The sequence below is a fragment of the Haloterrigena salina JCM 13891 genome, from assembly GCF_000337495.1.
GTDB lineage: Archaea > Halobacteriota > Halobacteria > Halobacteriales > Natrialbaceae > Haloterrigena > Haloterrigena salina.
This window is the reverse complement of sequence record NZ_AOIS01000054.1, coordinates 143,118-168,755: the sequence shown is the minus strand read 5'-3', so window position 1 is coordinate 168,755 and position 25,638 is coordinate 143,118. Positions and strand designations below refer to the sequence as shown.

Below are 25,638 nucleotides of genomic sequence, written 5' to 3'. Positions count from 1 at the left end.
GCCCTCGCAGAAGCCGGGCCTACGCCGCGTCGACGGCCTCGGGAACGTCGGCTTCGAGCATCGCGACGACGTCGTCGGCGCCGACGAACCCCTCGGCGCGACGGTCGATCTCCTCGCCGTCGGAAAACAGGATCAGCGTCGGCACCGAGCGGATCTCGAACCGCTCGACGAGTCCGATATCGTCCCCGGGGTTGACCAGCGCGACCGGGACGCCGGTCGCTCGGGCGACGTTGCCCAGAACCGGTTCCATCGCCTGACACATGGTACAGCCGCTGGTGTAGAACTCGACGAGGGCGACGTCGTGGCGCTCGAGGAAGGCGTCGAGCTCGTTGCCGGTCTCGAGGTGCGTCGGTTTGATCGGGTCGTCCATACTATCCCTATCGGCTTCGCGCTGAAATCGGTACCGTCGGCGGACGCTGGTGGGGGTCACGTGAGCCGAACCGAAACGAGTCTCCCGGAGAGCAAGCGGAGCGGTCCGCGACGGCGACCGGACTCGCCGTCGGCGGAGAGATCCCGTGCGATGAACGGACTCGCCGACGGTCTACTCGGATGAATTCGTTTGAAGCGTTACCGGGGCGCGGCCTCGAGTCGATCGCCTCGACGACCGTCGGCGGTCCTCGCAACCGCTGCGCAGCCGCCGCCAACGCGGCCGGTTTTCGAACCGGGAGACCGCACCGTTTCGGACGAAATCGTTCGTATACGAACGACGACTCGCGTGGACGATCCGAACCGTAGCCGATGGCTTTACGCGCCGCTCCCGTCGGTCCAGTCGATGACTCGGCCCGCAACTACCGACGAGAATTCGCCAGTACCCCGGAAATCGACCCTGTTTTGCTGGGAGTGCGACCACGCGAACCCGATCGACGGCGACTGGGTTCGCCGGACGCGGGACCGATACGTCGAATACGACTGCCCCGTCTGCGAGACGACGCTGACGAAGCGACCGCTCCCCGACGACGCGACGACCGATCGATCGACCGCTCGGCCGACCGCGACGTGGCAGCGAACGATTCGAACCACGATCCAGGTCTGGCGAGCGACCATCGACGTCGGACTGACCGGCGTCGCGGCCGTATCGGTTCCCGCGAGCGACCGACTGCGGCGCTGACGGCGCCGGCCGAACTCGGTCGGCTCTCGCCGCGAGTCGCGGTCGCCCCCGCTGGTCGCGTGCGGTCGCAACTAACGTCCCGATGGTGACTGATGGGCGTCCCGATCAGTGTTCGGTCTCTGCGCCGTTCGTAGCGGTCGATCAGTAACCGATACACGACTATTCAGTTTTCCCCGACGTTTTTCAGTCGTTGTTAGTTGCAGCCCCTCATACACCCTTTCCTAAACAACACATGTCCAAATTTATCCCAATATAGGAGTGTTCGCCAACAACAGTAGAGTTTTAGTGGTAGAATCCAATGGGTTACTCGAGTAGAAGATGACAAGCGGAAATCTAACGTCCGCGGAAGAGGAGGTACTGGACGAGATCGAAGAACAGGATATCGACTTCCTTCGACTGCAGTTTACCGACATTCTGGGGACGGTGAAGAACGTCTCCGTGCCGGCCCGCCAGGCCGAGAAGGCCTTCACCGAGGGCATCTACTTCGACGGCTCCTCGATCGAGGGCTTCGTCCGCATTCAGGAATCGGACATGCGTCTGGTTCCCGATCCGGACACGTTCGCCGTCCTCCCCTGGAGACAGCGCGAGGACGGGGCCTCCGCCCGGATGATCTGTGACGTCTACAACACCTCGACGGGCGAGCCCTTCGAGGGCGACCCGCGCAACGTCCTCAAAGGTGCCATCGAGCGCGCCAACGACATGGGGTACGAGGTCAACTTCGCGCCCGAGCCGGAGTTCTTCATGTTCGAGGAGGACGAGGAGGGCCGCGCGACGACCGACACCGCCGACTACGGCGGCTACTTCGACCTCGCGCCGAAAGACCTCGCGAGCGACGTCCGCCGGGACATCATCTACGGCCTCGAGGACATGGGCTTCGAGATCGAGGCCAGCCACCACGAGGTCGCTCGCGGCCAGTACGAGATCAACTTCGAGTACGACGACGCGCTCGCGACCGCGGACAACGTCGCTACCTTCCGCACCGTCGTTCGCGCCATCGCCGCTGAACACGACCTGCACGCGACGTTCATGCCCAAGCCGATCCCGAAGATCAACGGCTCGGGGATGCACACGCACATGTCGCTGATGACCGAGGACGGCGAGAACGCGTTCCACGACGAGGACGACGAGTTCAACCTCTCCGACACCGCCCACTCCTACCTCGCGGGCGTTCTCGAACACGCGCCGGCGATCACGGCGGTCGCGAACCCGACGGTCAACAGCTACAAGCGCCTCGTGCCGGGCTACGAGGCGCCGGTCTACGTCGCCTGGTCGGATCGTAACCGCTCGGCGCTGGTCCGCAAGCCGGCCGCCCGCGTCCCCGCGGCCTCGCGCATCGAGCTGCGCTCGCCGGATCCGTCCTGTAACCCGTACCTCGCCTTCGCCGTCATGATCCACGCGGGTCTCGACGGCATCGAGCAGGACCTCGAGTGTCCCGATCCGGTTCGGGAGAACATCTACGAGTTCGACGAGGAGAAACGCGAAGAGTACGGCATCGAGACGCTCCCGTCGAACCTCGGCGAAGCCGTCGGGGCCCTCGAGGAGGACGAAGTCATCTACAACGCGCTCGGCGAGCACGTCGCGCCGAAGTTCATCGAGGCCAAGAGTCAGGAGTTCGAGGAATACCTCGTCGACGTCTCCCAGTGGGAGCTCGACCGCTACCTCGAGCAGTACTGACGATATCAACAGTCGACCTCCGTTTCCGTTCCGCCTGTTCACTCGTTTTTGTAGAAATTTATCAGTCACCGGACCAACACCGCTCATCATTAGAATCAATTTTTCCAGCACCAGAGACTGCATCGCCTCAATTATCCCTGACCCACCCCAGTGTATCCAGTGTCTTTTGATGGTTTGGTCGCCGATTTGTGTCAGGAACTTTAGATTATAGAGAGACCCCACTATGTCCAGTGTCTTCTCTCCCACCCCACCATGTCCAGTGTCTTCTCTCCCACCCCACCATGTCCAGTGTCTTCTCTCCCACCCCACCATGTCCAGTGTCTTCCGAAAGACGGGTGAGCATTCGTTGGTCGTACTTAGAAAGTTGTTTTTCGTCATCTATACTGACATCCGCTTCAACACGAGCCTCAAGCAATTAGATGTAGAAATCGAAGTTTCCTACAAGACGATCTACAGCGTGTCAAGCCGCAGCGAAAGCCGCCACCGAACACAGGAAGAATGCTCAAAACCATGCTCGAACCTGCGAAGTGATTTACCAACAATCTACGCCACAAGAGCATCGAAAGAGGAATTGGAACACCCCCACCCCACCTTTCCGCTCTATAGAGCCACAAGGGACGCTTAGGAACGCACACAGAGCGATCTGGTACTTACAGCGTTGTTTGCTTCGAAGACGCTACAAGGACCGACCATTATAGAATATATTTATTGGTGTAGGTGATATATTCCGGTATTAGGAAGAGTTGTTCTTTGCAAGTCAGTGGCTGTCCCCAGCAATGGCAATAGGAGGACTTTCTGCTGATTATAGAGCGGAAAGGTGGGGTGTGTCTGGATCGTAATTAGTAGTTCATATTACTGCTATCAAGAATCTCGAGAGGTTGCTGAGTAGTCGATAGAACTGTAGACATCGGTACAGGTACCACTCCTAGACGAAGACACTGGACATAGTAGGGTGGGTGATCCGTGTTCTATAGCAGACACTGGACTCACTGGACACGATGGTATTATTTGAATAGAAGTACACTAATAATATCAATGGGAATATTCCAACCAGATACGGAGATTTTCCGCCAACGAGATGTCCTCCGTGAGGATTACCAACCCAGGGAAATCGTTGGGCGAGATGAGGAACTACAGCGGTATATTTCTGCACTCCAGCCGGTGATCAATGGCGATCAACCCGCAAACATATTTCTCTACGGAAAAGCTGGCGTTGGCAAAACGGCCTGTACTCGCTATCTGTTAGGTGAGCTCGAGTCAGATGCGGCAGAATACGATGTCGAACTTACGACTGTCCAACTGAACTGTGAGGACTTAAATACGAGCTATCAGGTTGCAATTCAATTGATAAACAAATTTCGTTCTCAAGATGAGCAGTTGAAACCAACCGGATATCCGCAATGGCAGGTCAACGAGTGGCTCTGGGACGAACTCGATGGAGTGGGTGGAACGATAATTATCGTTTTCGATGAAGTCGATCACATCGAAGACGATTCTATCCTATATCAGATCCCTCGCGCTCGAGCAAACGATAACCTTGAGGAATCGAAAGTCGGTATCATCGGTATTTCGAACGACTTCAAGTACCGAGAGGGATTGAGTTCGAAGGTTCAGTCAAGCCTCTGCGAAAAAGAACTGCAGTTTCCGGCTTACAATGCAAACGAGCTTCGTGCTATTCTTCGACAACGTGCTGAAATTGCCTTTTACGATAGTATCGTTCCACGAGAAGTGATTGCGAAGTGTGCTGCGTTTGGTGCGAAAGATGCTGGCGATGCCCGTCAGAGTCTTGATCTGCTTATGGAAGCAGGCGATATCGCCGTCCAACAAGATGCGGAGCGAGTTACCGAAGTACACGTTGACGAGGCTCGGAAAGCACTCGAACGAAGCCGGATTGTTGATGGTGTCACTGGACTCACTCAACAGGGGCATCTCGTTCTATATGCGCTTTTAATGCTTCATGAGGAGCGAAAAACTCCCATTAGAGCACGTGATATTCAAGACCGGTACGAACTCGTCTGTGATCGTGCCGCGATTGATCCGCTGGTCCCACGTCGAATGCGGGACCACCTCGGTGAACTCGCAATGTTAGGAATCGCGAGTCGAATCGAGCGAAACAAAGGCGAAGCTGGTGGTCGATATTATGAATATTCACTCGATACGAATTCCGATCTATTACTTGAAGCGCTTGAGGAGACGGTTGATATGGTAGGGGTGACGGAAGCGATCCAGAAACGCATCGATCAAACCGGATGACGCTAAGACACTGGACATGGTGGGGAGGGGGTCTCTGATACTACTACTGATAAGCCTCAAGGGAGTCTCTCAATCGAATCTCTGAGAAAATGCGATTCAGTCCTACAGGGTGAGTATCGCCACTGGTCGATACAACCAGATTCGGATCTAGTTCCCCATCGCCATCCGTCCCGCTCAGTTCGCGACCACGTACTCCTCGCCGCGCCGTTCGATCAGGTCCTCGCTCGAGAGTTCGTTCAGAAGACTTAGAATCGAGAGTTTCTTCATCGCCAGCAGGTCGCCCAGATCGTCGACCGTGGCGCCGCCCGTCGCCTCGAGACAGAGGAGGACGAGTTTCGCCTGCGCGGAGTCGAGCTCTTCGGGAATCGGTTCGATCCGGGGCTCCGGTCGCTGCTTCTGTGAACTCATTGTCACCAGTGGAGTCCCCGTTCGTGTATATAAATCCACACGTGGGTTGTGTATATATCGGATAAAGGAGTACAGTACAGGGTTCGATACACTTTCGTCGGCCAGAAAATATGGGTGGTGATAGCAACCATGATGCCTGACGACCGCGGCGCTCCCGGAGTAGCGCAGCGGCGTCCGATCGGTCGGGCGGCGGGTCAGAACCGACGGGAGTTTTACGGGCGTCGACCCACCTTCGAGACGACCCGATGACGAACGATCGCGACCGCCCGACGCCGCCGTCCGATCTCGACAGCGACGCCGGGGAGGCGCTGGCGCGACTCGAGGATCGAGACGCCGACGACCTCCGCGCTATCGCCGCCTACCTCGAAGAGCTCGCGGCGTGGACGGAATCGGCCACGGACGAGTCGGACGAACGAGCAGCGACGGGTTCGACTCCGAGCAACCCCGACGACGACCTCGAGTACCCCAAGGGCGTCCCGGACCGAGCGTCGGTTACGGTCAAGGAAATCGCCGGCACGACCTACTACTACTTCCAGTGGCGCGACGGGGACCGCATCGAGTCGAAGACGGTCCAACGAAAGAACGGCAGTTGGTGAGAGGACGATACTCCGCCCCGCGAAACGGCGTCCGGTTTCGTCGTCTGAACGTGTTCGTCGGGGAACAATTATGTGCGCCCGGAGAGAACGTCCGAATATGCTCACCGCGTTCTTCGGCTTCCTCGCACTCGTCCTCACGGTCGGCGGCGTCTTCGGCGTCGCCGAGGCGCGCTCGTACACCGACGAGCAGCGGACTCGAGCGCCGCGGCTCTGGCGAGCGTACGCCGCCAGCAGCGCGGTCTGCTGTCTCGTCGGCGTCGGAAGCGTCGCGTGGCTCGCGAGCGGCGGAACGCTCTGGCCAGTGAGCGGTTTCGCGAGCCTCGCCGCCGCGCTCCCGTGTTTCGTTCAGGCGCGGTTCCACCGGACGGCGACGATCGACCGCAGTCCGCTGGCCGGGCGACTGGCCGAGGTCGTCGCCCGAAAGCTCAATTTCCCGGAAGCCACCGGACAGGCCTGAGACGACGGTCGATCGCCGGCCCCGGCGCCGATCGCGATCGCGACCGCTCAGTTCAGGTTCCACTCCTCGTCGTCGATTCTGACTCGCGTCAGTTCGTCGCGGTCGCCCAACAGTCGGAACTCGAAACCGCCGCCGTCGCGCTCGTACTGCAGGTCGAGCGTCGTCACGTCGGCCGTGATCTCCTCCGTGTAGGACGGCTCCTCGTCCCGCGAGGCCGGCGGCTCGAGATTGTGGTCCTCGTAGGCGACTCGAGTCGACTCCTCGATCACGTCGTCGGCGCCGTAAACATCGACGTCGATCCCGTCGGTCTCGATCTCTCGTACCTCGAGCCGGTACGTTTCCATGGGCATACGTCCCGTTCGCGCGGTCCCGTGTTGGCGATTCGGCTTACATGCGCTTGCGGGTCGGTACCGACGAACGGACGCTCGAGCGGTCAAACCGCGTCGTACGGCCCGAGCCGCGTCCCGTCTACCAGATAGGCCTCGCCGTCGGCCAGTCCCGCGGGGAGAAACGGCGAGAGAAACGATTGGTTCGCCAGGTTCACCCACGTGCCGCCGACGAGGTCGTTGAACGCCGGCATGACGATGATCCGGGGGGACTGGGACGACGTCCCGTCATCCTCCTCGAGCCACGAGACACCCTCGTACTCGGGACGCTCGCGGAACGGGTCGGGATCGAGACGACCGCGGAGCCACGCCCGTTCGACGCGGCTGCCGCCGACCTCGTCCTCGAGTCGGACGCAGGGGTGTTCGTGGCCCAGACAGACGACGTCGCACTCGAGCACCTCGGGGGCAGGCCACGTGTGGCCGTGGCAGACGCCGACAGCGCCACCACCGAGCGCGACGCCGGCGCCGGGCGTGACCGTCACGGCTTCGGGATCGAACTCGAGGGCGGCGACCTCGCGTTCGCTCTCGGGGGTGAGCCAGTCTTCGATGCCGCCGTCGTGGTTGCCCTTCACCACCGTCACCGACAGCGAGGGCGGGAACGCCTCGAAGAGCACCTCGAGTTCCCCGCGTTCGGCGCCGCCCGGGTCGCCGATCGAGTGCATCAGATCGCCGAGCACGACGAGGCGGTCGGGGTCGGTGCGCTCGATCAAACCCAGCAGTCGCTCCCGTCGGTCGGGGGCGCGGCTGGGAACGTCGACGCCGCGTTCGTAGCGCAGTCCGGCCTCGTAGCCGGCGTGGTAGTCGGCGACGAGCAGGACGCGCTCGGTCCCGACGGTCGCGGTCGCGGCCGGTTCGCCGGGGACGGGCTCGACGCGGGGCGGCGCCGAACCGCGGGGCGCGTCGGACATCGGTCGTCGATCAGATCGCCTTCAGCGTCTCGTCGTCGGGCTCGTAACACTGGCCGCCCATCAGGGCGTCCTGGATCGCGTCCTCGACCTCGCCCTCGTCGGCGCCGGTCTCGTCGGCGACTCGCTCGACGAGTTCGGTCCGGTCGGCGCCGTCGCCGTCGTCTATGTCCTCCATCGTTTCGACGACGTAGTCCTCGAGGTCGACGTCCGCCGCGGGCTCCACCTCGGAGTCGTCGACTGCGTCCTCGTCGGGCTCCGTCGCGGCGGATTCGGCGGTCGCGTCGTCTTCGTCGGATTCCGCTTCCGTGTCGGCCTCGAGCCCCGACGACGGCGGCGCGCCGAGGTCGTCGGTCGACTCGGTTTCGGCTTCGTCTAACGCAGACGCGTCGAGTTCGTCGGACGCCGCGGCGTCAGCAGCCGCCTCGCTTTCGGTCTCGAACTCGTCGACGGGTTCGTCGTCGGGTTCGGGCACGTCGATGTCGGCCTCGCCGGGGTCCTCGACCTCCGCGCCGGTCGTGAACTCGGCGCCGAACTCCTCTTCGAGCTGTTCGCGCTCTTCCTCGTCCATCTCGTACATCCCGCCGTCGCCGACGTCGTCGGCGTCAACGTCAGCCTCGATGGCTTCGTCCGTCGTCTCAGATTCGTCGAGGTCCGTCTCGTCGAGTCCGGCGTCCGCGTCGGCCGGCTCGGAGTCGGTGGTGCTCGGCTCGTCAGTGGCGGCGACGTCGGCCGTCGCGTCGGCCTCGGCGTCGGTCACGCCCGTTCCGGTGGGCGTCGCCTCGGTCGTTTCGGCGGCCGGTTCGGCGCTCTCGGGGGTCGATTCCGTCGGCGGCTCCGTCTCGGTCTCTGATTCCGCCTCGACGGCGTCCGCGTCGTCGGATTCGACATCGACGTCGGTCGTCGAAGCCTCGCGGTCGGTGCTCGTCGCCGTCCCCGCGGCGGACCCGGTACCGGCCGTCGCCGCGGCCGGTTCCGGCTCGGGTTCGGACTCGGATTCGGCTTCAGCCTCGGGAGCAGCGGCCGACTCGAGACCCTCGAGATCGAGGTCGACGAGGTCGGCAAGCGCCGCGAACGAGGCGTCGGCGTCGGGACTCGAGCCGTCGGGCGCGAGCGAGAACGCCTCGACCTGATCGCGCTCGCCCGCGACGACCTCGACGGCCTCGAGGGCGCAGTCGCGCAGGGCCGCGAGGTAATCCGGCGTCGTCCCGTAGTGGTCCTGGGCGAGCGGAATTCCCGCCGACAGTCCCTTGTCGACGCCGGCCTCGAGGAGCGCGTCGGACAGCGCCTCGCCGCTGGCGTCTCGCGGTGGTTCGGAAGCCGCTTCGCGGCTTCCGTCATCACGAGACGGCTCTGCCGTCTCGAACGACTCCGCCGCTCGACTGTCCGCGGAGCGTGGCTCCGCGCTTGCCCCGCTTTCGGCGGCCGCGGCGTAGGTGCCGACGCGCTCGACGGTCTGTTCGGCCGCGCTGACGACCCAGCGATCGCGGGTATCGGCGTCGACCGTCGCGATGCTCTCCGGGCGGAGCGAGGTGTAGACCTGATCCGAGTCATCGGGCTGGAAGGTGCGGGCCTTCCCTGTCACCGCGACGAATTCGGGCGGCTCGAGTCGCTCGAGCGTCGCGAGTTCGTCGGGCTGGTACTGGCCGGCGTAGACGACGAACGCGCCGGTCGGGTCGACGACGCGGGCTCGGACCATCTCGTCGTTGACCGCGGTGATCTCGGTGAGGGTCCCGACGGCGAAGACGCGGTTGAGCCGCGCGCCGGTCGGCGAGATGACGTAGTTGGGTGCCCGCTCCTCATCGCTCTCGGCGTAGGAGAACGACGCGTCGTCGTACTCCGCGGCGAACAGTCGGTAGGCGACTTCGCGTCCCGGAATCTCCTCGTCGTCCTCGCCGTTCCCGTTCGCGCTCATGCGCTCACCTCCTCGAGGAAGGCGGCGGCACGCGCCTCAGGATCGTCGGCGCTCTCCTCGAAGCTCTCGGCGTCTACGTTCGCGCCGTACTCGTCGACCGAGAGGTGGCCGCGCACGCGGTACTCCTTCCCGACAATGTGTTCGCGGATCGTGTCGGCGACGACTTCCTGGTCCATCGCCTCGCGGGCCTGCTCGAGGGCGTCATCCAGAGTCCCGCCGTAGACGTCCTCGGTGAGTTCGTCGTCCAGGACGACGGTAACGGCGCCGGTGCCGTCGTCGAGGATCGCCTTCACCCGGAGGTCGTCGATCCCGTCGACGTCGCCGTGGGTGCGACACTGGCCCTTCTGAATGACGCGGTAACACTCGGGGCAGCGCTGGATCAGTCCGGATCCGTCGCGAACCGCGATGGCGTTGCCGACGAGTTCGACGTCGTAGATGCCGCCGGTTCGGACGGCCTCGCCGACATCCATCGTCGTCGAATTTGCCCCGACCTCGATCTCGCGGTCGAGGGCGGTGACCGTCGAGAACTCCGAGACGTTCACTTCCGGAACGCCTCGGAACTCCTGTACGTAGGCGTTCTCGATCCGGACGGCACCGCCGTCCTCGATTTCGGGGGCGGGATCCCAGTTCGTGAACGGCAGGCGGCCGCTCTCGTCGCCGAAGACGCCGCTCAGGATTTCGGTCTCGCCGTCGCGGCCGTCGATCGTCCGTCGTTCGCACTCGACGACGGCCACCTCGACGTTCACCGCGCGGTCACCGGTCTGGAGATTGGCCAACTGCGCGTCGCCGCCGATCTCGTCGGCGTAGGCCGCGGGAATGTCGAGCGAGTCGTCCTCGAAGGACAGCGAGGTGCTCTCGCCGAGATTGAGCTCGGGTTCGCCGTCCCACTCGCGGACGCCCGCGTTGCCCGCGGTGATCGTGTCGCCGGCCGAGAGCCCGAAGTCCTCCCAGGCGGTGTAGTCGATCGCGCCGGTCTCGTCGGCCAGTCGACCTTCGACGATAACGTGGTCCGAGCCCTGGTAGCGGATCGAGCGCTTGCCGGACGTCAGGACCACACCAGTCACGGTGACGTTGCCGTCCTCGGGCGTGATCTCGGCGATGTCCTTGCTCGAGGGGGCACCGCCGCCGCTCGAGCCGTCGCCGTACTTCCGTCGCAGGCTCTGTTTGGCCTCGTCGACGGGAACGCTGTACTCCACCAAGTTCTGCAGGTCGGATTTGACCTCCTCTTTGTCGACACCGAGGTCGGAGGCGAGATCCTCGGCATGATCGTCGAGTTCCATCACTTGCTTTTCGTGCGGGGGCTTCAAAAGCGTTCCCGCAACGGGGTGAAAGTGAAGGTTCGAACGGATTTTGGCAGGCGGTCGCAGTCGCTCAACCGGACCGCGAGTGCGGCCGGGTAAGCAGTGGAGGTGGGTGTGCAGTGGAGTCGATAAACTCCCGGATGGCAGTCACTCCGAAGTCGGTCCGTCCCGCAGTATTAGTCCACGTAGCCAAGCGCCGAGAGACGGTCTTCGACAGCGCTCTCGTCGGATTCGGCCGACTCGTCGGCTGTGGCAGGCTCATCGATCGTCTCCGCAGGAGCGCCGCCCGATCGTACGATCCGTTTTCGCTCCGAATAGGGCGGAACGAACCACGGGACGGTGTTCAGTTCCGGCATACGGATGTTCGTCGGGTGGAAGTAAACCGGGACCGGGAACGGCGTCGCCCACTCGCCGAGCGCGTTTCCGTGATCGGCCGTGATCACCGTCTTCCCCGGGAGATCCTCGGCGAGCGGAACGGCCTCCTCGAGCACCCGAATTAGGTTATCGCGATAGGCTTCCCAGAAGACGCCCTCTTCGATCGCGCCGTTTTGCAACTCTTCCCAGACGAATCCGGGCGCGTCGTCCATCGAGCCGTCGAGCATCATATCCCGAAGTCCGCTCGTGATTTCGCTGTCGACATCGAGTTGCGTTTCGCCGATGAACGGGACGTGAGGCTGCATGAAGTGGGCGATCAGCCGCTTGTTCGGATAGGCGTCGTGAGCGGCCCGAGCGTGTTCGGAAAGAACCTCCGGGAGGACGGTCCCGTCTTCGTCGTCCCAGTCGTCGATCCAGGCGCGGTCCGTATCGTAAAACGCGTCGTCGAGAACTCGTTTCTCGTGGGGGTTCGCGGTGACGTAGACGGTATCGTTGTAGGACCGCCCCTCGAAGTTCTCGGAGAGGAACTCCGGCGACGAACTGCCCCGGGACTGAAACCGAGAGAGTTCTCCGTCCAACGAGTGCTTGGCATAGATCTGCGTGAACAGGTCGTATCGACAGCCGTCGAGGATAATCAGGTTATCCCAGTCCGCATCCATGACGTACTCGCCGTCGTTTCCCCGGATCCGCTTCTGGATCGGACCGAGAACGGAAGACAGCAGGAGTTGACGTCGCATAAAGGGAGTGGTAAGTGTCCCCTTCGCCATAGTCAGTTTTTCCTGTAGGGCCATGAATGACTATTCATTCATAATGGCCATAATATTATCGAAAGTCATCCCCGGAAACAACAAACGCGATGGCGATTGTTACCACGATGTCCGACGTGAATCGAGGTTCGAGTTCACCGCGCCCGCGATCGGTTCGCCGCTCGTCGCGGCCAAATCGTCCGGTCGTGGCCGTCACCGGCGGCGGCGAAACACCGTCTCTTCTCGGGGATCCCCTCCGGAGAGACGGTATGCGCGTCGTCGTCAACGCCGCCGCGAGCGCGGACGGTAACCTCTCCTCACGGCGCCGCGAGCAGATCGCAATCAGCGGCGAAGCGGACTTCGAGCGCGTCGACCTCCTGCGGGCGTTCGCGGCGCTCGAGTCGGCGGACTCATCGTCATCCGGAGCCTGCTCGGTTCGAGCGACGATCCCCGTCGCCTCGAGTGATCGAGCGCCGATAGTCGAGCGGACGACGTCGGATTTCAGCGATCGTGAACGTTTTCCCCCAGCAACCGCGATGTCGAGGTACTCGTGAGCACACTCGGGGAGGTCGTGATGATCGCAGCGTTGGCCGGCGCGGCGACCGGGCTCGGCGCACTGCCGGTGTACGTGACCGAGCGGATCAGCCACCGCTTCTACGACGCCGCGCTCGGCCTCGCGGCCGGGATCATGTTCGGCGCGGCCGTCTTCGCGCTGGTCGTCCCCGGCCTCGAGTTCGGCTCGCTGTGGGAGGTCGTCGTCGGCGTTCTCCTCGGCAGCGTCTTCCTGTTGGCCGCGAACCGGCTCATCCCACACATTCACCTGCTCATCACGGGCGAGGCGGACGGGACCTATCCGCCGATCTCGGGGTCGGAGGTGGAACTCGAGGCCGCGCCGAAGTCGCCCTCCCCAGAAGGAACGTCCGACGACGGTGCGAACGACAAGGACACCGTCCCCGCGCCGGACGACGACCTCCGACAGGCGATTCTCGTCGGCAGCGCGATCACCATCCACAACGTCCCGGAGGGGCTGGCGATCGGCATCGCCTTCGCGGGCGGCCTCGAGGGCGTCGGGATCGCACTGGCGGTCGCGATCGCCGTCCAGAACGTTCCCGACGGCTTCGCGATGGCGATCCCGGCGAGTCAAACCGGTCTCTCGAAGCCGAAGACGATCCTCTACACGACGCTCTCCGGCGCGGGTCCCGAACCGATCGCGGCCGCGATCGGCTTCGCCCTCGTCGCGGTCGTCACCGGGCTCTTCCCGGTGGCGGCCGGCTTCGCCGCCGGAACGATGCTCGCGGTTATCTTCCGGGAGATGATCCCCGCGAGCCACGGCCACGGCTACGCCGACGAGGCCACGCTGACGTTCGTCATCGGCTTCGTCGTGATGGTCGTCGTCGACGTCGGACTCGCCGTCTGAACTGGCCGAAACCCGGCATCTTCCGGGAATCGTATTATGTTACTTGTCAACATACCCCAACAAGTTCATGTCTCTAGACAATCCGTGGTCACGACGGTCGGTGCTTCGACTCGGGGGAAGCACGGCCGTAGCGGCCCTTCTCGCCGGCTGTGGCGGCGGTGGTGGTCCCGGTGGAAACGGCGACGAGGAAAATCAGTCGGGTAACGGCGAAGAGGGGACGAACGAGTCGGCGGGTAGCAACGAGACGAACGAAACAGAGGGCGGTAACGAGACGAACGAATCGGAAGGCGGTAACGAGACGAACGAATCGGAAGGCGGTAACGAAACGAACGAGTCGGAAGGCGGCGGTGGCAGCGGGGTGCTGGAGCCCGGCGAGATCGGACTCGGCGGCGAGACGCAGGCCTGGCAGGGCGCCATACCCGAACAGATCGCCGGTGAGGAGAATCCGACGCTGACCCTCCAAGAGGGGGAGGCCTACGAGATCACGTGGGAGAATCTGGACGGCGCCGGCCACAACATCCAGATTCTCGACGACAACGACGAGGTCGTCGACGACTACGAGACCGAGATCATGTCGGAGGAAGGGGAGACCCAGACGCTCTCGATCGACGAGGTCACCAGCGAGATGGCCCAGTACATCTGCGAGCCCCATCAGGCGACGATGAACGGCGACATCGAAGTCCAGTAACCGGTCGACGGCGACGGTCGCGACCGACAGCGGGAATCGCGACCGATAGCATCGACGGTCGAGAGGAGCGGTTACGGCGGTCAGTTCACGGTGTTTCTTTACGGACGGCCACGGAGAAGACCCATGCACGTCGTCGTCAACGCCGCCGCGAGCGCGGACGGCAAACTCTCCTCGCGGCGCCGCGAGCAGATTGCGATCAGTGGCGAAGCGGACTTCGAGCGCGTCGATCGGCTCCGAGCCGACAGCGACGCCGTCGTCGTCGGCGTCGGCACCGTCCTCGCCGACGATCCGCACCTGACAGTGAAGGACGAATCGCTGTGCAACGAGCGCCTCGAGCGGGGCGAACCGAAACAGCCGGCCCGCGTCGTCGTCGACTCGCGGGGGCGCACCCCGACCGACGCCGCGGTGCTGGACGACGCGGCGACGACCTACGTCTGTCTCAGCGAGGCCGCCCCAGTCGATACGCGGCTGGAGCTGACCGACCGCGCGGAGCTCGTGACCGCCGGCGACGAGCGCGTCGACCTCCTGCGGGCGTTCGCGGCGCTCGAGTCGGCGGGCCTCGAGCGGATCATGGTCGAGGGCGGCGGCGAACTCATCTTCTCGCTGTTCGAGGCCGGATTGGTCGACGAGTTACGGACGTTCGTCGGCCCGACAGTCATCGGCGGCCGCGACGCCCCGACGCTGGCCGACGGCGAGGGGTTCGTCGAGGCGTTTCCGTCGCTCAGTCTCGAAGAGGTCGCACGACTCGACGACGGCGCCTTGCTGAGCTGGCGCGTCGAGGGGCGCTAGGCCGGCGGACTCGTCCGGTCGGGTCTCGCGTATTAGATGACGTTTGAGAACTGATCGAGCGATCAATTATACGGACAATTTTATTATCCGATTACGTTTTCCGGAAATATTTTCGGCGGCTACGTTGGGTACCCGGACGACGATTCGACAGATGACACGAGACACCGATCCGAACGCGACCGGACGGAGAGCAGCGCGGCGAACCGAACCTTCTCGCGTCGACCGTCGAGCGTTCCTCGGCGCGCTCGGGGCGACCGCCGGCGTCCTCGGCGGGAGCGCTATCGCGGGTGCGACGGGCGACGACCGAAGCGGGGCTGGCGTTCCGGGAGTCGACTGCGACCGGCCCCAGTTCGCGTGCGGCCGGCAGGTGACCGCGGCCGACGGGATGGTCTCGAGCGTGGATCCGATCGCCGCCGGCGTCGCCGCGAACGTCCTGCGGGAGGGCGGCAACGCCGTCGACGCCGCCGTCGCACTCCAGTACGTGCTGACCGTGACCCAGCCTCACGCATCGGGCATCGGCGGCGGCGGGTTCATGGTCGTCTACGACGCGGACGAGGCCTCCGTCGTCGACAGCCGCGAGCGGGCGCCCCGCGGCGCGACCCCGGACATGTTCCTCGACGAAAACGGCGAGCCGATCCCGTTCGACGAGCGGATCCAACTGGGGACGGCCGTGGGCGTCCCCGGCACCGTGATGGGGCTGGAGACGGCGCTGAATTTGCACGGCTCGCGGCCGCGGCAGCGACTGATCCGTCCCGCGATCGACCTCGCGCGCAACGGGTTCGCCATCGACGCGGTCTTCGCCGAACAGATCGCGGAGAACTGGGAGAAGTTTAACGACGCGGCCCGGGAGGCCTACTCCGATGCGTCCGGGAGGCCGCTCGAGGCGGGCGACACACACGTCAATCCCGATCTGGCGGATACGCTCGAGCGGATCAAGCGCGGCGGCGCCGCGGCCTTCTACGAGGGTCCCATCGCTGCTGATCTCGCCGAAACGGTACGGGGGGCCGGCGGCAGCATGACCGTCGACGACCTCGCCGCCTACGACGTCACGCTCGACGAACCGGTCCGGGCGGCGTGGCGCGACCTCGAACTCGTGGGCCAGCCGCTGCCGAGTTCGGGACCGACCACCGTCGCGTACATCCTGCGGGTCCTCGAGCAACTCGGGATTGAACAGTACGACCTCCGGTCGCCGGAGAAGTATCACCTGTTCGCCGAGGCGACGAGTCTGGCCTGGGCCGACCGGAACGAGTACATGGGCGACCCCGAGTTCGTCGACGCGCCGGTCGACGGCCTGCTCAGCGACGACTACCTCGCCGAGCGCGCCGCGCAGGTGCGCGTCGACGACACGCTCGCGGACTACGGAGCCGAGGAGTGCGTCGACCCCGGCGTACCGCCGGGCGTCGACGCCTCACGGGGAGTCGCGGCCGCCGAGGAAGGGTACGGGTCGACGACCCACTTCTCCGTCGTCGACGCGGACGGCAACACCGTCTCCTACACCTCGACCATCGAACAGCTCATGGGCTCGGGAATGATGGTTCCCGGGCGCGGCTTCATGCTCAACAACGAGTTGACGGACTTCGACGCCGAACCCGGCGGCCCGAACCAGGTCGAGCCGTGGAAGCGGCCGCTGAGCAGCATGAGCCCCATCATCGCGTTCCACGACGGCGTCCCCGCGTTCACCGTGGGCTCGCCGGGCGGCTGGACCATCATCACATCGGTCGCCCAGACGCTGCTCCACCGCTATGTCTACGGCCTCGAGCCGCTCGCAGCGCTTTCCGAACCGACCGTCTTCACCACTGACTGTCCGCCGATCATGTGGGAAGACGGGGTGCCGGCCGGCGCCCGCGAGGCGACCGAGCGGTTCGGCCAGGTCTGGGAAGACGACCCCAGCGACGACTTCGGCAACGTACAGGTCATCGAGGTCGGCGCGGACGAGCTGATCGGCGCGGCCGATCCGACGCGCGACGGACTGGCCGTCGGCCTCGACCGGGGTTGCGAGCGCAGTCACGGCGAGAACGAAACGCGCGGTCACGGGGGGTCAGCGGCGAACGGGCGCGGCCGAACTGACTGAACTACTCGAACTCCGGTTCGCGATCCTCTACGAACGCCGCCATCCCCTCGCGCTGATCCGGCGTCCCGAACAGGCTGGCGAAGGCCCGTTTCTCGTACTCGAGGCCGCTGGTCTGCGACCCTTCGTGGCGCTGATTGAGCGCCCCTTTCGCGGCGCGCATCGCGACGGCCGGCTTCGCGGCGAGCCGCGAGGCCAGTTCGTCGACGGTCTCCTCGAGGGCGTCGTCGGCCACCACTTCGCCGAAGAGCCCGGCCTCGGCGGCCGACTCGGCGTCCAGTCGCTCGCCGAGGAAGATCATGCGGCGGGCGGTCTCGTCGCCGACGAGTTCCGGCAGTCGCTGGGTCGCACCCCAGCCCGGGATGATGCCGAGGTCGATCTCCGTGTTGCCGATGACGGCCGATTCGCCGGCGACGCGGAGGTCGCAGGCGATGGCCATCTCGCAGCCGCCGCCGAACGCGTAGCCGTTGATCGCGGCGATCGTCGGCGCCGGGAACGCCGCCAGCGCGTCGGCGACGTCGTGCCCGAGGGCGCCCCACTCCTGGGCTTCGGCGGTCGAGAGATCCCGCATGTAGCCGATGTCCGCGCCGGCGATGAACGCGTCGTCGCCGGCGCCGGTCAGGACGAGCGCGCGGGCGTCGTCGTCCACGGCCTCGGTGATCGCCTCGCCCATCGCCTCGAGGGTCTCGACGTTCAGGGCGTTGAGCGCCTCAGGCCGGTCGACGGTTATCGTTGCGACGTCTCCGTCCCACTCGAGTTCGACGGTCTGCCAGGACATACGCCGGGGTTCATCGGCCCCGGTGAAATCCCTTGGCACCGCGGAAGTCTCGGTCTGCGGGCGCGAACGAAACCCGGTCCGCGAGCACGACCGAACGCGACCCTCGAGTCCGGACCCGTCACATCTTTCCTCGAGCGGACCCTACTCGAGCCCATGGAACGAGCTACGTTCGGCGGCGGCTGTTTCTGGTGTGTCGAAGCGGCGTTCAAGGAACTCGAGGGGGTCCAGTCGGTCACCTCCGGCTACGCCGGCGGCCACACCGAGGATCCAACGTATAAGGCGGTCTGTTCCGGAAAGACGGGACACGCGGAAGTGGTCCAGATCGAGTACGATCCCGACGCGATCGCCTACGCGGACCTGCTCGAGGTCCTCTTTACGATCCACGATCCGACCACGAAGGACCGCGAGGGCCCGGACGTCGGCAGCCAGTACCGATCGGCGATCTACGCTCACGACGACGACCAGCTCGAGACGGCAGAGGCGTTCGCCGAGGAACTCGAGAACGAGGGGCTCTACGACGGAATCGTCACCGAGATCGAGCCCCTGGACACGTTCTACGAGGCCGAGGAGCACCATCAGGACTACTTCGAGAAGAACCCCAACGACGCCTACTGTTCGATGCACGCGGCCCCGAAAGTCGAGAAAGTTCGGGAGAAGTTCGGCGAGAACGTCGAGGGCGAACCGACGTCGGCGTAACAGTCGCGACGCCGAACCAACGCTCGGTGCTCGAGTTGCGAAGTGACTAGACGGTCGGAAAAGACCATCTCTCCGGACAACTGCGAAGCCAATTGCTGTGTCCGCATTTCGTGTCCGTAACCTGACTCACCCCACACTCACCAGCGACTGTGTTCTCGCGGCAGGCCAACTGCGATAGAATCGCCCCGAGAGAAGCCGCCCGGAGTCCAATTTGGAAAACAACCACCGAAGATATCGAACCCCATTTATTATCACATCTAAACTATGTTTTTCTAGTATAGTACTTTTTTTATAATAATCACCTACCGTTCATTCCTTTTCTTGACACTTTACAAGATAGTTCTCTCCGAATTCATGTTCAGCACCTCGTCGGGGGAGATAGTCTCGGCTCCGATGGTCAATCTTGGATCAGACGGAAGCTGATTGGCTGGCGGCTGACTACGAGGTGCCACTACCCAAATGAGACCAACGTTCGGCTGCAAATACATCGAGAACGAGTTTCAGCGAATCTCAGGTGGGCTGTCTGACCCGCTCACGGTTCACCTGATCGGTGGCGGCGCAATGTCACTGCGTGACCTCAAAGGGGCGACGAAGGATATCGACCTCGAGGCTACTCTGGGACCGACAGTTGAGGTTGGCGGGAAAGTGGAGATCTTCGTATCCGAGTCACCGCCGAGGACCACCCGGTCGCCGCCGACCCCCCCCCCCCGAATATTATTAACATCGTCAAGTACGATAAGCCATTTTATTAATTATTGTGCCATAGATAGCAACACTTTTGTTCCCGTTCTCGTTTGCAGGAGGTATGGCAGGCACACGCCGAGAACTGTTGAAGCTGAGTGGGGGAGTGATGGTCGCCGCGGCGGTCGCCGGCTGTACCGACGGCGACGAGGAGGGGGAGGCCGACGAGGACGAACCCGAGGACGAGGGTGAGGACGACATTGACCCCTCTGAGCGGGAGCAGAAGGAAGTCGGAGGAGCCGAGCCGCGCGTAGCGGTCACCTATGACGGCGGTGTCGCCGTGCTTGACGGCGTCAGCCTGGAGGTGCTCGATAAGTTCGACGCCAAAGGGTTCGTCCGCATCAATGAGGCCGGAGATGGCCGGCACGCCTTCCTCACGGAGGGCAGCAGCTTCCGCCTCCTGGACGTCGGCACGTGGGGAGAGCCCCACGGTGACCACAACCACTACTACACCACCGACCCATACCTCTCAGATGTGACGGTTGACGGGGACACTCCGGGTCACGTGGTCTCTCATGACGGCATTGTCACCCTGTTCTTCGACGGTACGGGTGAGTACCACTCCCTGGATCTTGCCGACCTCGACGTCGAGGCTGACAGCATCGAGACCGAAAGCTTCGAAAGCGAGGGCGCCCACCATGGCGTCGCTGTGGTGCTCGAGGACGGTTCGCGATTGGAAACGCTCGAGGACCGTTCCGGCGCTCGCTTCCTGGACGCTGACGGCGAGGAAGTGGACCGCAACGAGGACTGCCCCGGCGTCCACGGCGAAGCTGCAGGGCCGGACGGCATCATTGCATTCGGCTGTGAGGACGGGGTCCTGGTTTGGGACGGCGACAGCTTCGAGAAGCACGATACCGGTGAGGAGTTCTCCCGCATCGGCAACCTCTTCTCCTCCGAGGGCTCTCCCATCTTCCTGGGCGACTACCGCACGGACGAGGAGGGCGAGGAGCCGATGACTGAGGTGGCCCTGATCAACGCTGAGACCCGCGAGATCACCACAACCGACGTGGGCTCTCCCTACAACTTCCGCAACCTCCAGCGCGGACCTGACGGGGAGGCCCTCGTGCTCACCGAGGACGGTCAGCTCCACATCATCGACCAGGAGACGGGCGAGGACCTCGAGCACATCGATGTGATTGATGAGTGGACTGAGCCCGAGGAGTGGCAGGAGCCCCGCCCGGCTATCCGCGCCAATGAGGATTTCCTTTACGTCACTGACCCGAACAGCCAGGAGATCCACCTGGTGGATCTGAACGAGGGCGATGTGATCACCACCGGCGAGTTCGACTTCGACCCCAACGAGATTGTCGTGATCGATGGGCGCCCGGTCGAGGGCGTGTCTTCGGACGACGACGAGCACGGTGACGAGGATCACGATCATGACGACGAGGACCACGATCACGAGGAAGACGACGACCACGGACACGACGACTACTGATCGATCCGCCGGCCCGTCGGATCGCGGGCTTCGTTCCCGGAGAATTTATTAATAAATTATTTCGAAATAATACCCTATCCTAACTCAGTCCTCGCAAGCACCCGTTATCGCTTAAGGATTCAGCGCAACCGGCAGTTGCAACTCCTGCCCGCGTACACGCGGAACCATGGATCGGTGGCGTCACCTCCTCTGCCAGGAACTGCACAATCTGATCCCTCCCCGGTCGGTGCGTGACCACGGTCACGCCACCGGCCTCATCGAACGTAGCCGCCACATCAACCCGACGCCACCACAGCGCGGCTGACCCGGTCTATATTCACTTGAAGGGCTCAGATTGAATACCCCTCTCGGCGTCCGTTCCAACGGATCATGTCAATCGGCAAACTCGGTCCCGAGAACGTCGTCACGACCAGCCCCGACAGCGACCTCGAGGAGGCCACGCAGACACTGGAGGACGAAAACGTCGGCGCGCTCGTCGTCACCGAGGACGACGAGCCGGTCGGGATGCTCACCGACCGCGACGCCGCGCTCGCGATCCATGATCACGACGACGTCGGCTCGCTCTCGGTCGAGGAGATCATGGCGGAGGAGCCGGCGACGATTCACGCGGACGACGATCCGCTGGCGATCTCGGAGGCGATCGCGGAGCACAACGTGCGCCGGTTCCCGATCGTCGACGACGACGGTGAACTGGCCGGGATCGCGACGCTGGACGACCTGATCGCGACGATCGGCGAGGAACTCGACAACGTCGCTGACACGATCGAAGCCCAGTCGCCCGACTACAGCCCGTAGCGACTCCCATTTTTCCGACCCGACACCGCGCGTCGCCCCGTCTGTCGTCCAAACAGTGAAAGGTACCTCCCGCTCGAGCACGTGGTCCGACTATGAACAGTCGACCGACCCATCCGGACGTCCTCGTCGTCGGGGGCGGCGCGACCGGCACGGGACTCGCCAGGGACCTCGCGCTGCGGGGCGTGGACGTGACGCTGGCCGAACGCGACGGGCTCTCGGCGGGCGCCTCCGGGCGCTCCCACGGCCTGCTGCACAGCGGCGCCCGGTACGCCGAGAGCGATCCCGAGGGCGCCCGCGAGTGTCTCGAAGAGAACCGCATCCTCCGCGATATCGGCGGCGCCGCCGTCCGCGAGACCCGCGGGCTGTTCGTCCAGTTGGCCGAGGACGACCCGGACTACTTCGAGGAGAAGCGCGCGGCCTGCGAGGACGTCGGGATTCCGACCGACGTGATCGATGGCGAAACGGCTCGAGACGCGGTTCCGGGCCTCAGCGACGAGGTCGAACGCGCGATGTGGGTTCCCGACGGGGTCGTCGTCCCGTCGCGGCTGGTCGCGGCCAACGCGGCGGCCGCTCGCGAACACGGCGCCGACATCCTACCGCACGCGCCCGTCACCGACATGACCGTCGACGACGGTCGCATCGCGTCGGTCTCGCTCGGCGACGCCGGGCGGACCCTCGAGCCGACGTACGTTGTGAACGCCACGGGCGCCCACGCCGGCCGAATCGCGGCGATGGCCGGCGTCAGCGTTCCGATGCGTCCGACGCGGGGCGTCATGGTCTCGATCGACTACGACGGCCTCGAGCCCGTCCTCAACCGCTGTCGCGATCCGGCCGACGGCGACATCGTCGTCCCCCACGACGACGAGGCCGTGCTCGGGACGACGAGCGTCCCGGTCGACGATCCGGACGACTACGAGCGGGCCGACTGGGAGGTCGAGCGAACGATCGAAGAGTGCGCGACGGTCCTCCCGGCCGTTACCGAGGCGGAACGGATCCGGACGTGGTGGGGCGTGCGGCCGCTGTACGAACCCGAGGAGGCCGCTCGAGGCGGACGCGGGATTTCGCGGGGCTTTCACCTGCTCGATCACGCCGCCGACGGGAACGAGCAGACGTCCTCATCGGCGCTGGGTTCCGACGGCGTCGAGAACTTCGCCAGCATCGTCGGCGGGAAGCTAACGACCTACCGCCGGATGGCCGAGGCGACCGCGGATCTCGTCTGCGATCGGCTGGGCGTCGACGCCGAGTCGGCCACGGCGACGACCGAACTCCCGGGCGCGTCGGAGCCGTCGACCCTCGACGAGTACGTCCGCGAGTTCGACGGACAGGGGCCGACGGACGCGGATCTCGTCGGTAACAGCCGCTAACGCAGAGACGGACACAGCGTTAACGACCACCGACCAATCCGCGCGTGACCGTCCGCAGCGACTGCGTCAGTTCCGCGGGGTGAGGAAGTCCGAGCCGGTATCGAACCCGATCCTCCCGTTTGAGCGGATCGAACACGACGGGTTCCTCGAGGTCCCAGATCCGCGCCGGCGACGCGCGGACGCCGCGGCGCTCGAGGACGGCGTTGGCCGCGCGGCGGCCGGCCTCGTTGGCCGATTCCATGGAGGCCAGATCGGCGTTCGTTCGGACGTAGTCGCCGGCCAGCGCGAGGTTCGGAACGCCGACGTCAGCGGGCGGCCGGTTCCGCAACGAGCCGACGGTGTTGATCAACAGCGGCGAGCGGTTCTCGACGCCGGCGACGGCGTCGCCGTCTTCCCCTTGCGTCTCCGGCGCACCGCCGGTCTCGACGATCGCCGGATCGAGGAACCAGTCGACGAGCATGTCGTCTCGCAGCCGTTCGTCGGCGCCGTTCAGGTGGATTTTCAGCTGTTCCCAGACCTCCGCAGCGATCTCCTCTCGGCTGCACCGTCTGGCCGGCTTCTCGTGCAGGATTCCCGGCGTCTCCCAGTCTGAGACGATCACCGAGAGGACGCCCGCGACCTCGTCGTCGCGGTCCTCGAGGTCGTAGTCCGACCCCGACCAGAACTGGCGCTGCGAGATCGACGTCAGCGCCCACGGGGCGTCGGCGTAGACCTGGTGGCCCCGCGACAGCGTGACGTCTTCGGTCAGGTAGAACTGGATCCCGTTCATCCAGGCGGTGTCGAGGCGCTCGATCCGACCGAGCGCGGGCGCGGTTCGCGTCAGTTCGGGGGTGAGCAGCCGCGGCGCGACGTCGACGGGGACGGCGAGGACGTAGTCGTCGGCCTCGATCCGCTCGGGAGACGGCCCGTCTGCGTCGCGCTCGGAGCCGACGACGGCGCCGGTGACGCGTCGACCGTCGAACTCGAGTCGCCGGATCGGCGCGTTCGGCCGGAACTCGACGCCGAGGGACTCGAGGTAGCGCACCCACGGGTCGATCCACGCCTCGCTGGTCGGCGCGTTCAACACGCGCTCGGTCGGCCGAGTCGGATCGAGTTGACCGAACAGCAGTTGGAGGTAGACGGCGCCGATCGTCCGCGCGCTCCCGACCTGCGGGCGCAACGCGACCAGCGCCTGCGTCGCGTACGCGAGTCGCTCGCGGAACTCCGGCGAGCGGTCGTCGGCGTCGATGAACTCCCACCACGAGACGTCGTCCAGTTCGTTCTCGCGGCGCTGTTCGCAGGCTGTCAGGAAGTACAGCAGTCGCTCGAGCAGAAAGCGGACGTCGGCGGCGGGCAGGTCCTCGGCGAACGCCGGGCGCAGCGCCTCGAGCCAGCCCCGCACCGTGTCGGGCGTGCGCGTCTCGGCGATCCGTCCCGGCCCCCGCTCGCTGGCGATCAGCGTCGCCTCGGTCTCGACGAGGTTGTCCGCGACCGTGCCGTCGCCGTCGGGGATGCGGGCCATCGTGTCGGTGACGTGGCGGTAGAAGGCCGGGAAGAACCGGAACCCGTGTTCGCCGTGCAGCGGCGCCGGGCCGTCGTCGATCGGCATCGATCGCGCCTTGCCGCCGAAGCGGTCGTTGGCCTCGAAGACCGTCACCTCGAGGCCCCGTCGGGCGAGTTCGTGGGCCGCGGTGAGGCCGCCGATTCCGCCGCCGAGTACGGCTACGTCGGTCATCGACGTCCACTGCGGGAGCGACCGACGTAACCGATGTCCCTAACACCGAAGGCGGCACCGATCGGCCCGCGTCGATCGTCGATCAGTCCGCACGCGAGTCGTCGTAGAACTCCGGGTGAGGGTCGAGCGCGTCCAGTTTCGGCGGTTGCGTACCGCGGACGATGAAGACGTCGTAGGACGTCTCGGCGGCGACGCGGGCCCCGACGCTGGTCAGCGGCGTCACGACGCGACCGACGTTCTCGCTGCCGAAGAAGACCGCGCTGGGGTCGTGCTCGAGCACCAGCCGTTCGATGTGCTCGGCGAGTTCGGCTTCGGGCGGGTACTCGCGGATCCGTTCGCACTCGAACGTCGCGTCGGGCGCCAGCGTCAGCACGCGGTCGCGGAGCCGGTCGACGACCGCGTCGACGTCGTAGGGCTCGCCCGCCTCGATCCAGCCCTTCTCCACCGCGTAGCGCCGGCGCTCCGAGACGAGGCTCACGGCGGCGACGTCCTCCTCGAGCGCGGTTCCGTACTCGACCGCCCGGACGAGGGCGGCCTCCGAGAGCTCCGATCCGTCGAACGGGACGACGAACGACATGCTCGTCACCTCATTACCATCTCAGTTAATGGTGAGGTTCAACCGGTCGGATCGGCAGCGGCGATCACCGGACGAACGGTCGCCGCGTGACTTGCCATGCTTCCGCGATCAACCATGATTCAGACGACCGAGCTATCAAGGTCGAGGGCCCGCTCAAACACGGCAAAAAGAGTGAAGTTGTCGTACCGGTGAACTTCTCGGCGTACGTTCCGGCAGCGGAAATCGGGTGATCTGGTCGGTGTAGCCGCCCAAGACGAGGACCGTTAGATCGTTGAGGATGCAAGATCGATCAGTGCTGTTAGGAACTCTCGAAGACAGTTCGACGGGCCGGTACGACAGCCTGTTCGCTGTCAGTCGGGCCATCGAAACGAGTCCAGTCGGGTAGCCGGCCCCACGTCATTTTTAATATAAAGACCAATTAAAATATAGATATATTAGTTAAATTTTCA

The 25,638-nt window shown here is 64.5% G+C and carries 23 protein-coding genes and 2 pseudogenes; 15 read left to right on the top strand and 10 right to left on the bottom strand.

Annotated elements, in window-relative coordinates; genetic code table 11:
• Window positions 1-19 precede the first annotated feature (19 nt).
• Window positions 20-370, bottom strand: a complete 351-nt coding sequence (locus C477_RS16370; RefSeq protein WP_008895640.1) for a thioredoxin family protein — start codon at window positions 368-370, stop codon at window positions 20-22.
• 402 nt (window positions 371-772) lie between these two features.
• On the opposite strand from C477_RS16370, the gene C477_RS16365 reads away from it, so the two are divergent.
• From C477_RS16365 to C477_RS23060, 4 genes and pseudogenes are all read left to right on the top strand, one after another.
• A complete protein-coding gene (locus C477_RS16365) occupies window positions 773-1,108 on the top strand; it encodes a hypothetical protein (protein WP_049914610.1) in 336 nt (111 codons plus the stop codon).
• Between the two features lie 318 nt (window positions 1,109-1,426).
• On the top strand, window positions 1,427-2,782 hold the full coding sequence (glnA, locus tag C477_RS16360; protein WP_008895638.1) for a type I glutamate--ammonia ligase: 1,356 nt from the start codon (window positions 1,427-1,429) through the stop codon (window positions 2,780-2,782).
• Window positions 2,783-3,119: 337 nt separating this feature from the next.
• Window positions 3,120-3,236 (top strand): annotated as a pseudogene (locus tag C477_RS23630) (IS1595 family transposase); the annotation flags it as partial.
• A gap of 581 nt (window positions 3,237-3,817) precedes the next feature.
• Window positions 3,818-5,035 (top strand): orc1/cdc6 family replication initiation protein, encoded by a 1,218-nt coding sequence (locus C477_RS23060; protein WP_008895637.1) that lies wholly within the window; start codon window positions 3,818-3,820, stop codon window positions 5,033-5,035.
• A gap of 174 nt (window positions 5,036-5,209) precedes the next feature.
• Here C477_RS23060 and C477_RS16350 read toward each other — a convergent pair whose 3' ends face one another.
• Window positions 5,210-5,443 carry a hypothetical protein gene (locus C477_RS16350; protein ID WP_008895636.1) on the bottom strand — a complete coding sequence of 78 codons (234 nt, stop codon included), beginning with the start codon at window positions 5,441-5,443 and terminating at the stop codon, window positions 5,210-5,212.
• 245 nt (window positions 5,444-5,688) lie between these two features.
• Here C477_RS16350 and C477_RS16345 point away from each other — a divergent pair, with 245 nt between their 5' ends.
• A complete protein-coding gene (locus C477_RS16345; protein WP_008895635.1) occupies window positions 5,689-6,039 on the top strand; it encodes a hypothetical protein in 351 nt (116 codons plus the stop codon).
• A 97-nt stretch (window positions 6,040-6,136) separates the two neighbouring features.
• Complete coding sequence (locus C477_RS16340; RefSeq protein WP_008895634.1) at window positions 6,137-6,496, top strand: hypothetical protein; 360 nt, start codon at window positions 6,137-6,139, stop codon at window positions 6,494-6,496.
• A 47-nt stretch (window positions 6,497-6,543) separates the two neighbouring features.
• Here the strand turns inward: C477_RS16340 and C477_RS16335 are convergent, their stop codons facing one another.
• The 5 genes from C477_RS16335 to C477_RS16315 all read right to left on the bottom strand — a co-directional run bounded on the left by C477_RS16335 (window position 6,544) and on the right by C477_RS16315 (window position 12,115).
• Window positions 6,544-6,846: a hypothetical protein gene (locus C477_RS16335; RefSeq protein ID WP_049914596.1), complete on the bottom strand. Its 303-nt coding sequence runs from the start codon at window positions 6,844-6,846 to the stop codon at window positions 6,544-6,546.
• Window positions 6,847-6,929: 83 nt separating this feature from the next.
• A complete protein-coding gene (locus tag C477_RS16330) occupies window positions 6,930-7,790 on the bottom strand; it encodes a metallophosphoesterase (protein ID WP_008895632.1) in 861 nt (286 codons plus the stop codon).
• A 10-nt stretch (window positions 7,791-7,800) separates the two neighbouring features.
• Entirely contained in the window at window positions 7,801-9,702 is a 1,902-nt protein-coding gene (locus tag C477_RS16325; RefSeq protein ID WP_008895631.1) for a hypothetical protein, read from the bottom strand.
• Window positions 9,699-10,982: a Single-stranded DNA binding protein gene (locus tag C477_RS16320; protein WP_008895630.1), complete on the bottom strand. Its 1,284-nt coding sequence runs from the start codon at window positions 10,980-10,982 to the stop codon at window positions 9,699-9,701. Before C477_RS16320 ends, C477_RS16325 begins: the two co-directional genes overlap by 4 nt.
• Before the next feature lie 197 nt (window positions 10,983-11,179).
• Window positions 11,180-12,115: a hypothetical protein gene (locus tag C477_RS16315; RefSeq protein WP_008895629.1), complete on the bottom strand. Its 936-nt coding sequence runs from the start codon at window positions 12,113-12,115 to the stop codon at window positions 11,180-11,182.
• A gap of 278 nt (window positions 12,116-12,393) precedes the next feature.
• Between C477_RS16315 and C477_RS23055 the strand changes: the two are divergent.
• The 5 genes and pseudogenes from C477_RS23055 to ggt all read left to right on the top strand — a co-directional run.
• Window positions 12,394-12,510, top strand: a pseudogene (locus C477_RS23055) (2,5-diamino-6-(ribosylamino)-4(3H)-pyrimidinone 5'-phosphate reductase); the annotation flags it as partial.
• 164 nt (window positions 12,511-12,674) lie between these two features.
• Window positions 12,675-13,541, top strand: a complete 867-nt coding sequence (locus tag C477_RS16305; RefSeq protein ID WP_008895627.1) for a ZIP family metal transporter — start codon at window positions 12,675-12,677, stop codon at window positions 13,539-13,541.
• Between the two features lie 100 nt (window positions 13,542-13,641).
• Window positions 13,642-14,229, top strand: coding sequence for a cupredoxin domain-containing protein (locus tag C477_RS16300; protein WP_008895626.1), 588 nt, complete (start codon window positions 13,642-13,644; stop codon window positions 14,227-14,229).
• A gap of 123 nt (window positions 14,230-14,352) precedes the next feature.
• Window positions 14,353-15,018 carry a 2,5-diamino-6-(ribosylamino)-4(3H)-pyrimidinone 5'-phosphate reductase gene (locus C477_RS16295; protein ID WP_008895625.1) on the top strand — a complete coding sequence of 222 codons (666 nt, stop codon included), beginning with the start codon at window positions 14,353-14,355 and terminating at the stop codon, window positions 15,016-15,018.
• A gap of 151 nt (window positions 15,019-15,169) precedes the next feature.
• The gene (ggt, locus tag C477_RS16290) at window positions 15,170-17,089 is read left to right on the top strand and encodes a gamma-glutamyltransferase (protein WP_008895624.1); all 1,920 of its coding nucleotides are present in this window, start codon (window positions 15,170-15,172) and stop codon (window positions 17,087-17,089) included.
• A 1-nt stretch (window position 17,090) separates the two neighbouring features.
• On the opposite strand, the gene C477_RS16285 is transcribed toward ggt, so the two are convergent.
• Window positions 17,091-17,864, bottom strand: coding sequence for an enoyl-CoA hydratase/isomerase family protein (locus C477_RS16285; protein ID WP_008895623.1), 774 nt, complete (start codon window positions 17,862-17,864; stop codon window positions 17,091-17,093).
• Between the two features lie 153 nt (window positions 17,865-18,017).
• On the opposite strand from C477_RS16285, the gene msrA reads away from it, so the two are divergent.
• The 4 genes from msrA (at window position 18,018) to C477_RS16265 (ending at window position 22,898) form a co-directional block, all read left to right on the top strand.
• A complete protein-coding gene (gene msrA, locus C477_RS16280) occupies window positions 18,018-18,560 on the top strand; it encodes a peptide-methionine (S)-S-oxide reductase MsrA (protein ID WP_008895622.1) in 543 nt (180 codons plus the stop codon).
• Window positions 18,561-19,365: 805 nt separating this feature from the next.
• Window positions 19,366-20,739, top strand: coding sequence for a hypothetical protein (locus tag C477_RS24185; protein WP_008895621.1), 1,374 nt, complete (start codon window positions 19,366-19,368; stop codon window positions 20,737-20,739).
• Window positions 20,740-21,108: 369 nt separating this feature from the next.
• Window positions 21,109-21,534, top strand: coding sequence for a CBS domain-containing protein (locus tag C477_RS16270; RefSeq protein ID WP_008895620.1), 426 nt, complete (start codon window positions 21,109-21,111; stop codon window positions 21,532-21,534).
• A gap of 92 nt (window positions 21,535-21,626) precedes the next feature.
• On the top strand, window positions 21,627-22,898 hold the full coding sequence (locus tag C477_RS16265; protein WP_008895619.1) for an FAD-dependent oxidoreductase: 1,272 nt from the start codon (window positions 21,627-21,629) through the stop codon (window positions 22,896-22,898).
• Window positions 22,899-22,917: 19 nt separating this feature from the next.
• On the opposite strand, the gene C477_RS16260 is transcribed toward C477_RS16265, so the two are convergent.
• Window positions 22,918-24,612: a hydroxysqualene dehydroxylase gene (locus tag C477_RS16260; protein WP_008895618.1), complete on the bottom strand. Its 1,695-nt coding sequence runs from the start codon at window positions 24,610-24,612 to the stop codon at window positions 22,918-22,920.
• A gap of 82 nt (window positions 24,613-24,694) precedes the next feature.
• Entirely contained in the window at window positions 24,695-25,189 is a 495-nt protein-coding gene (locus C477_RS16255) for a universal stress protein (RefSeq protein WP_008895617.1), read from the bottom strand.
• Window positions 25,190-25,638: the final 449 nt, after the last annotated feature.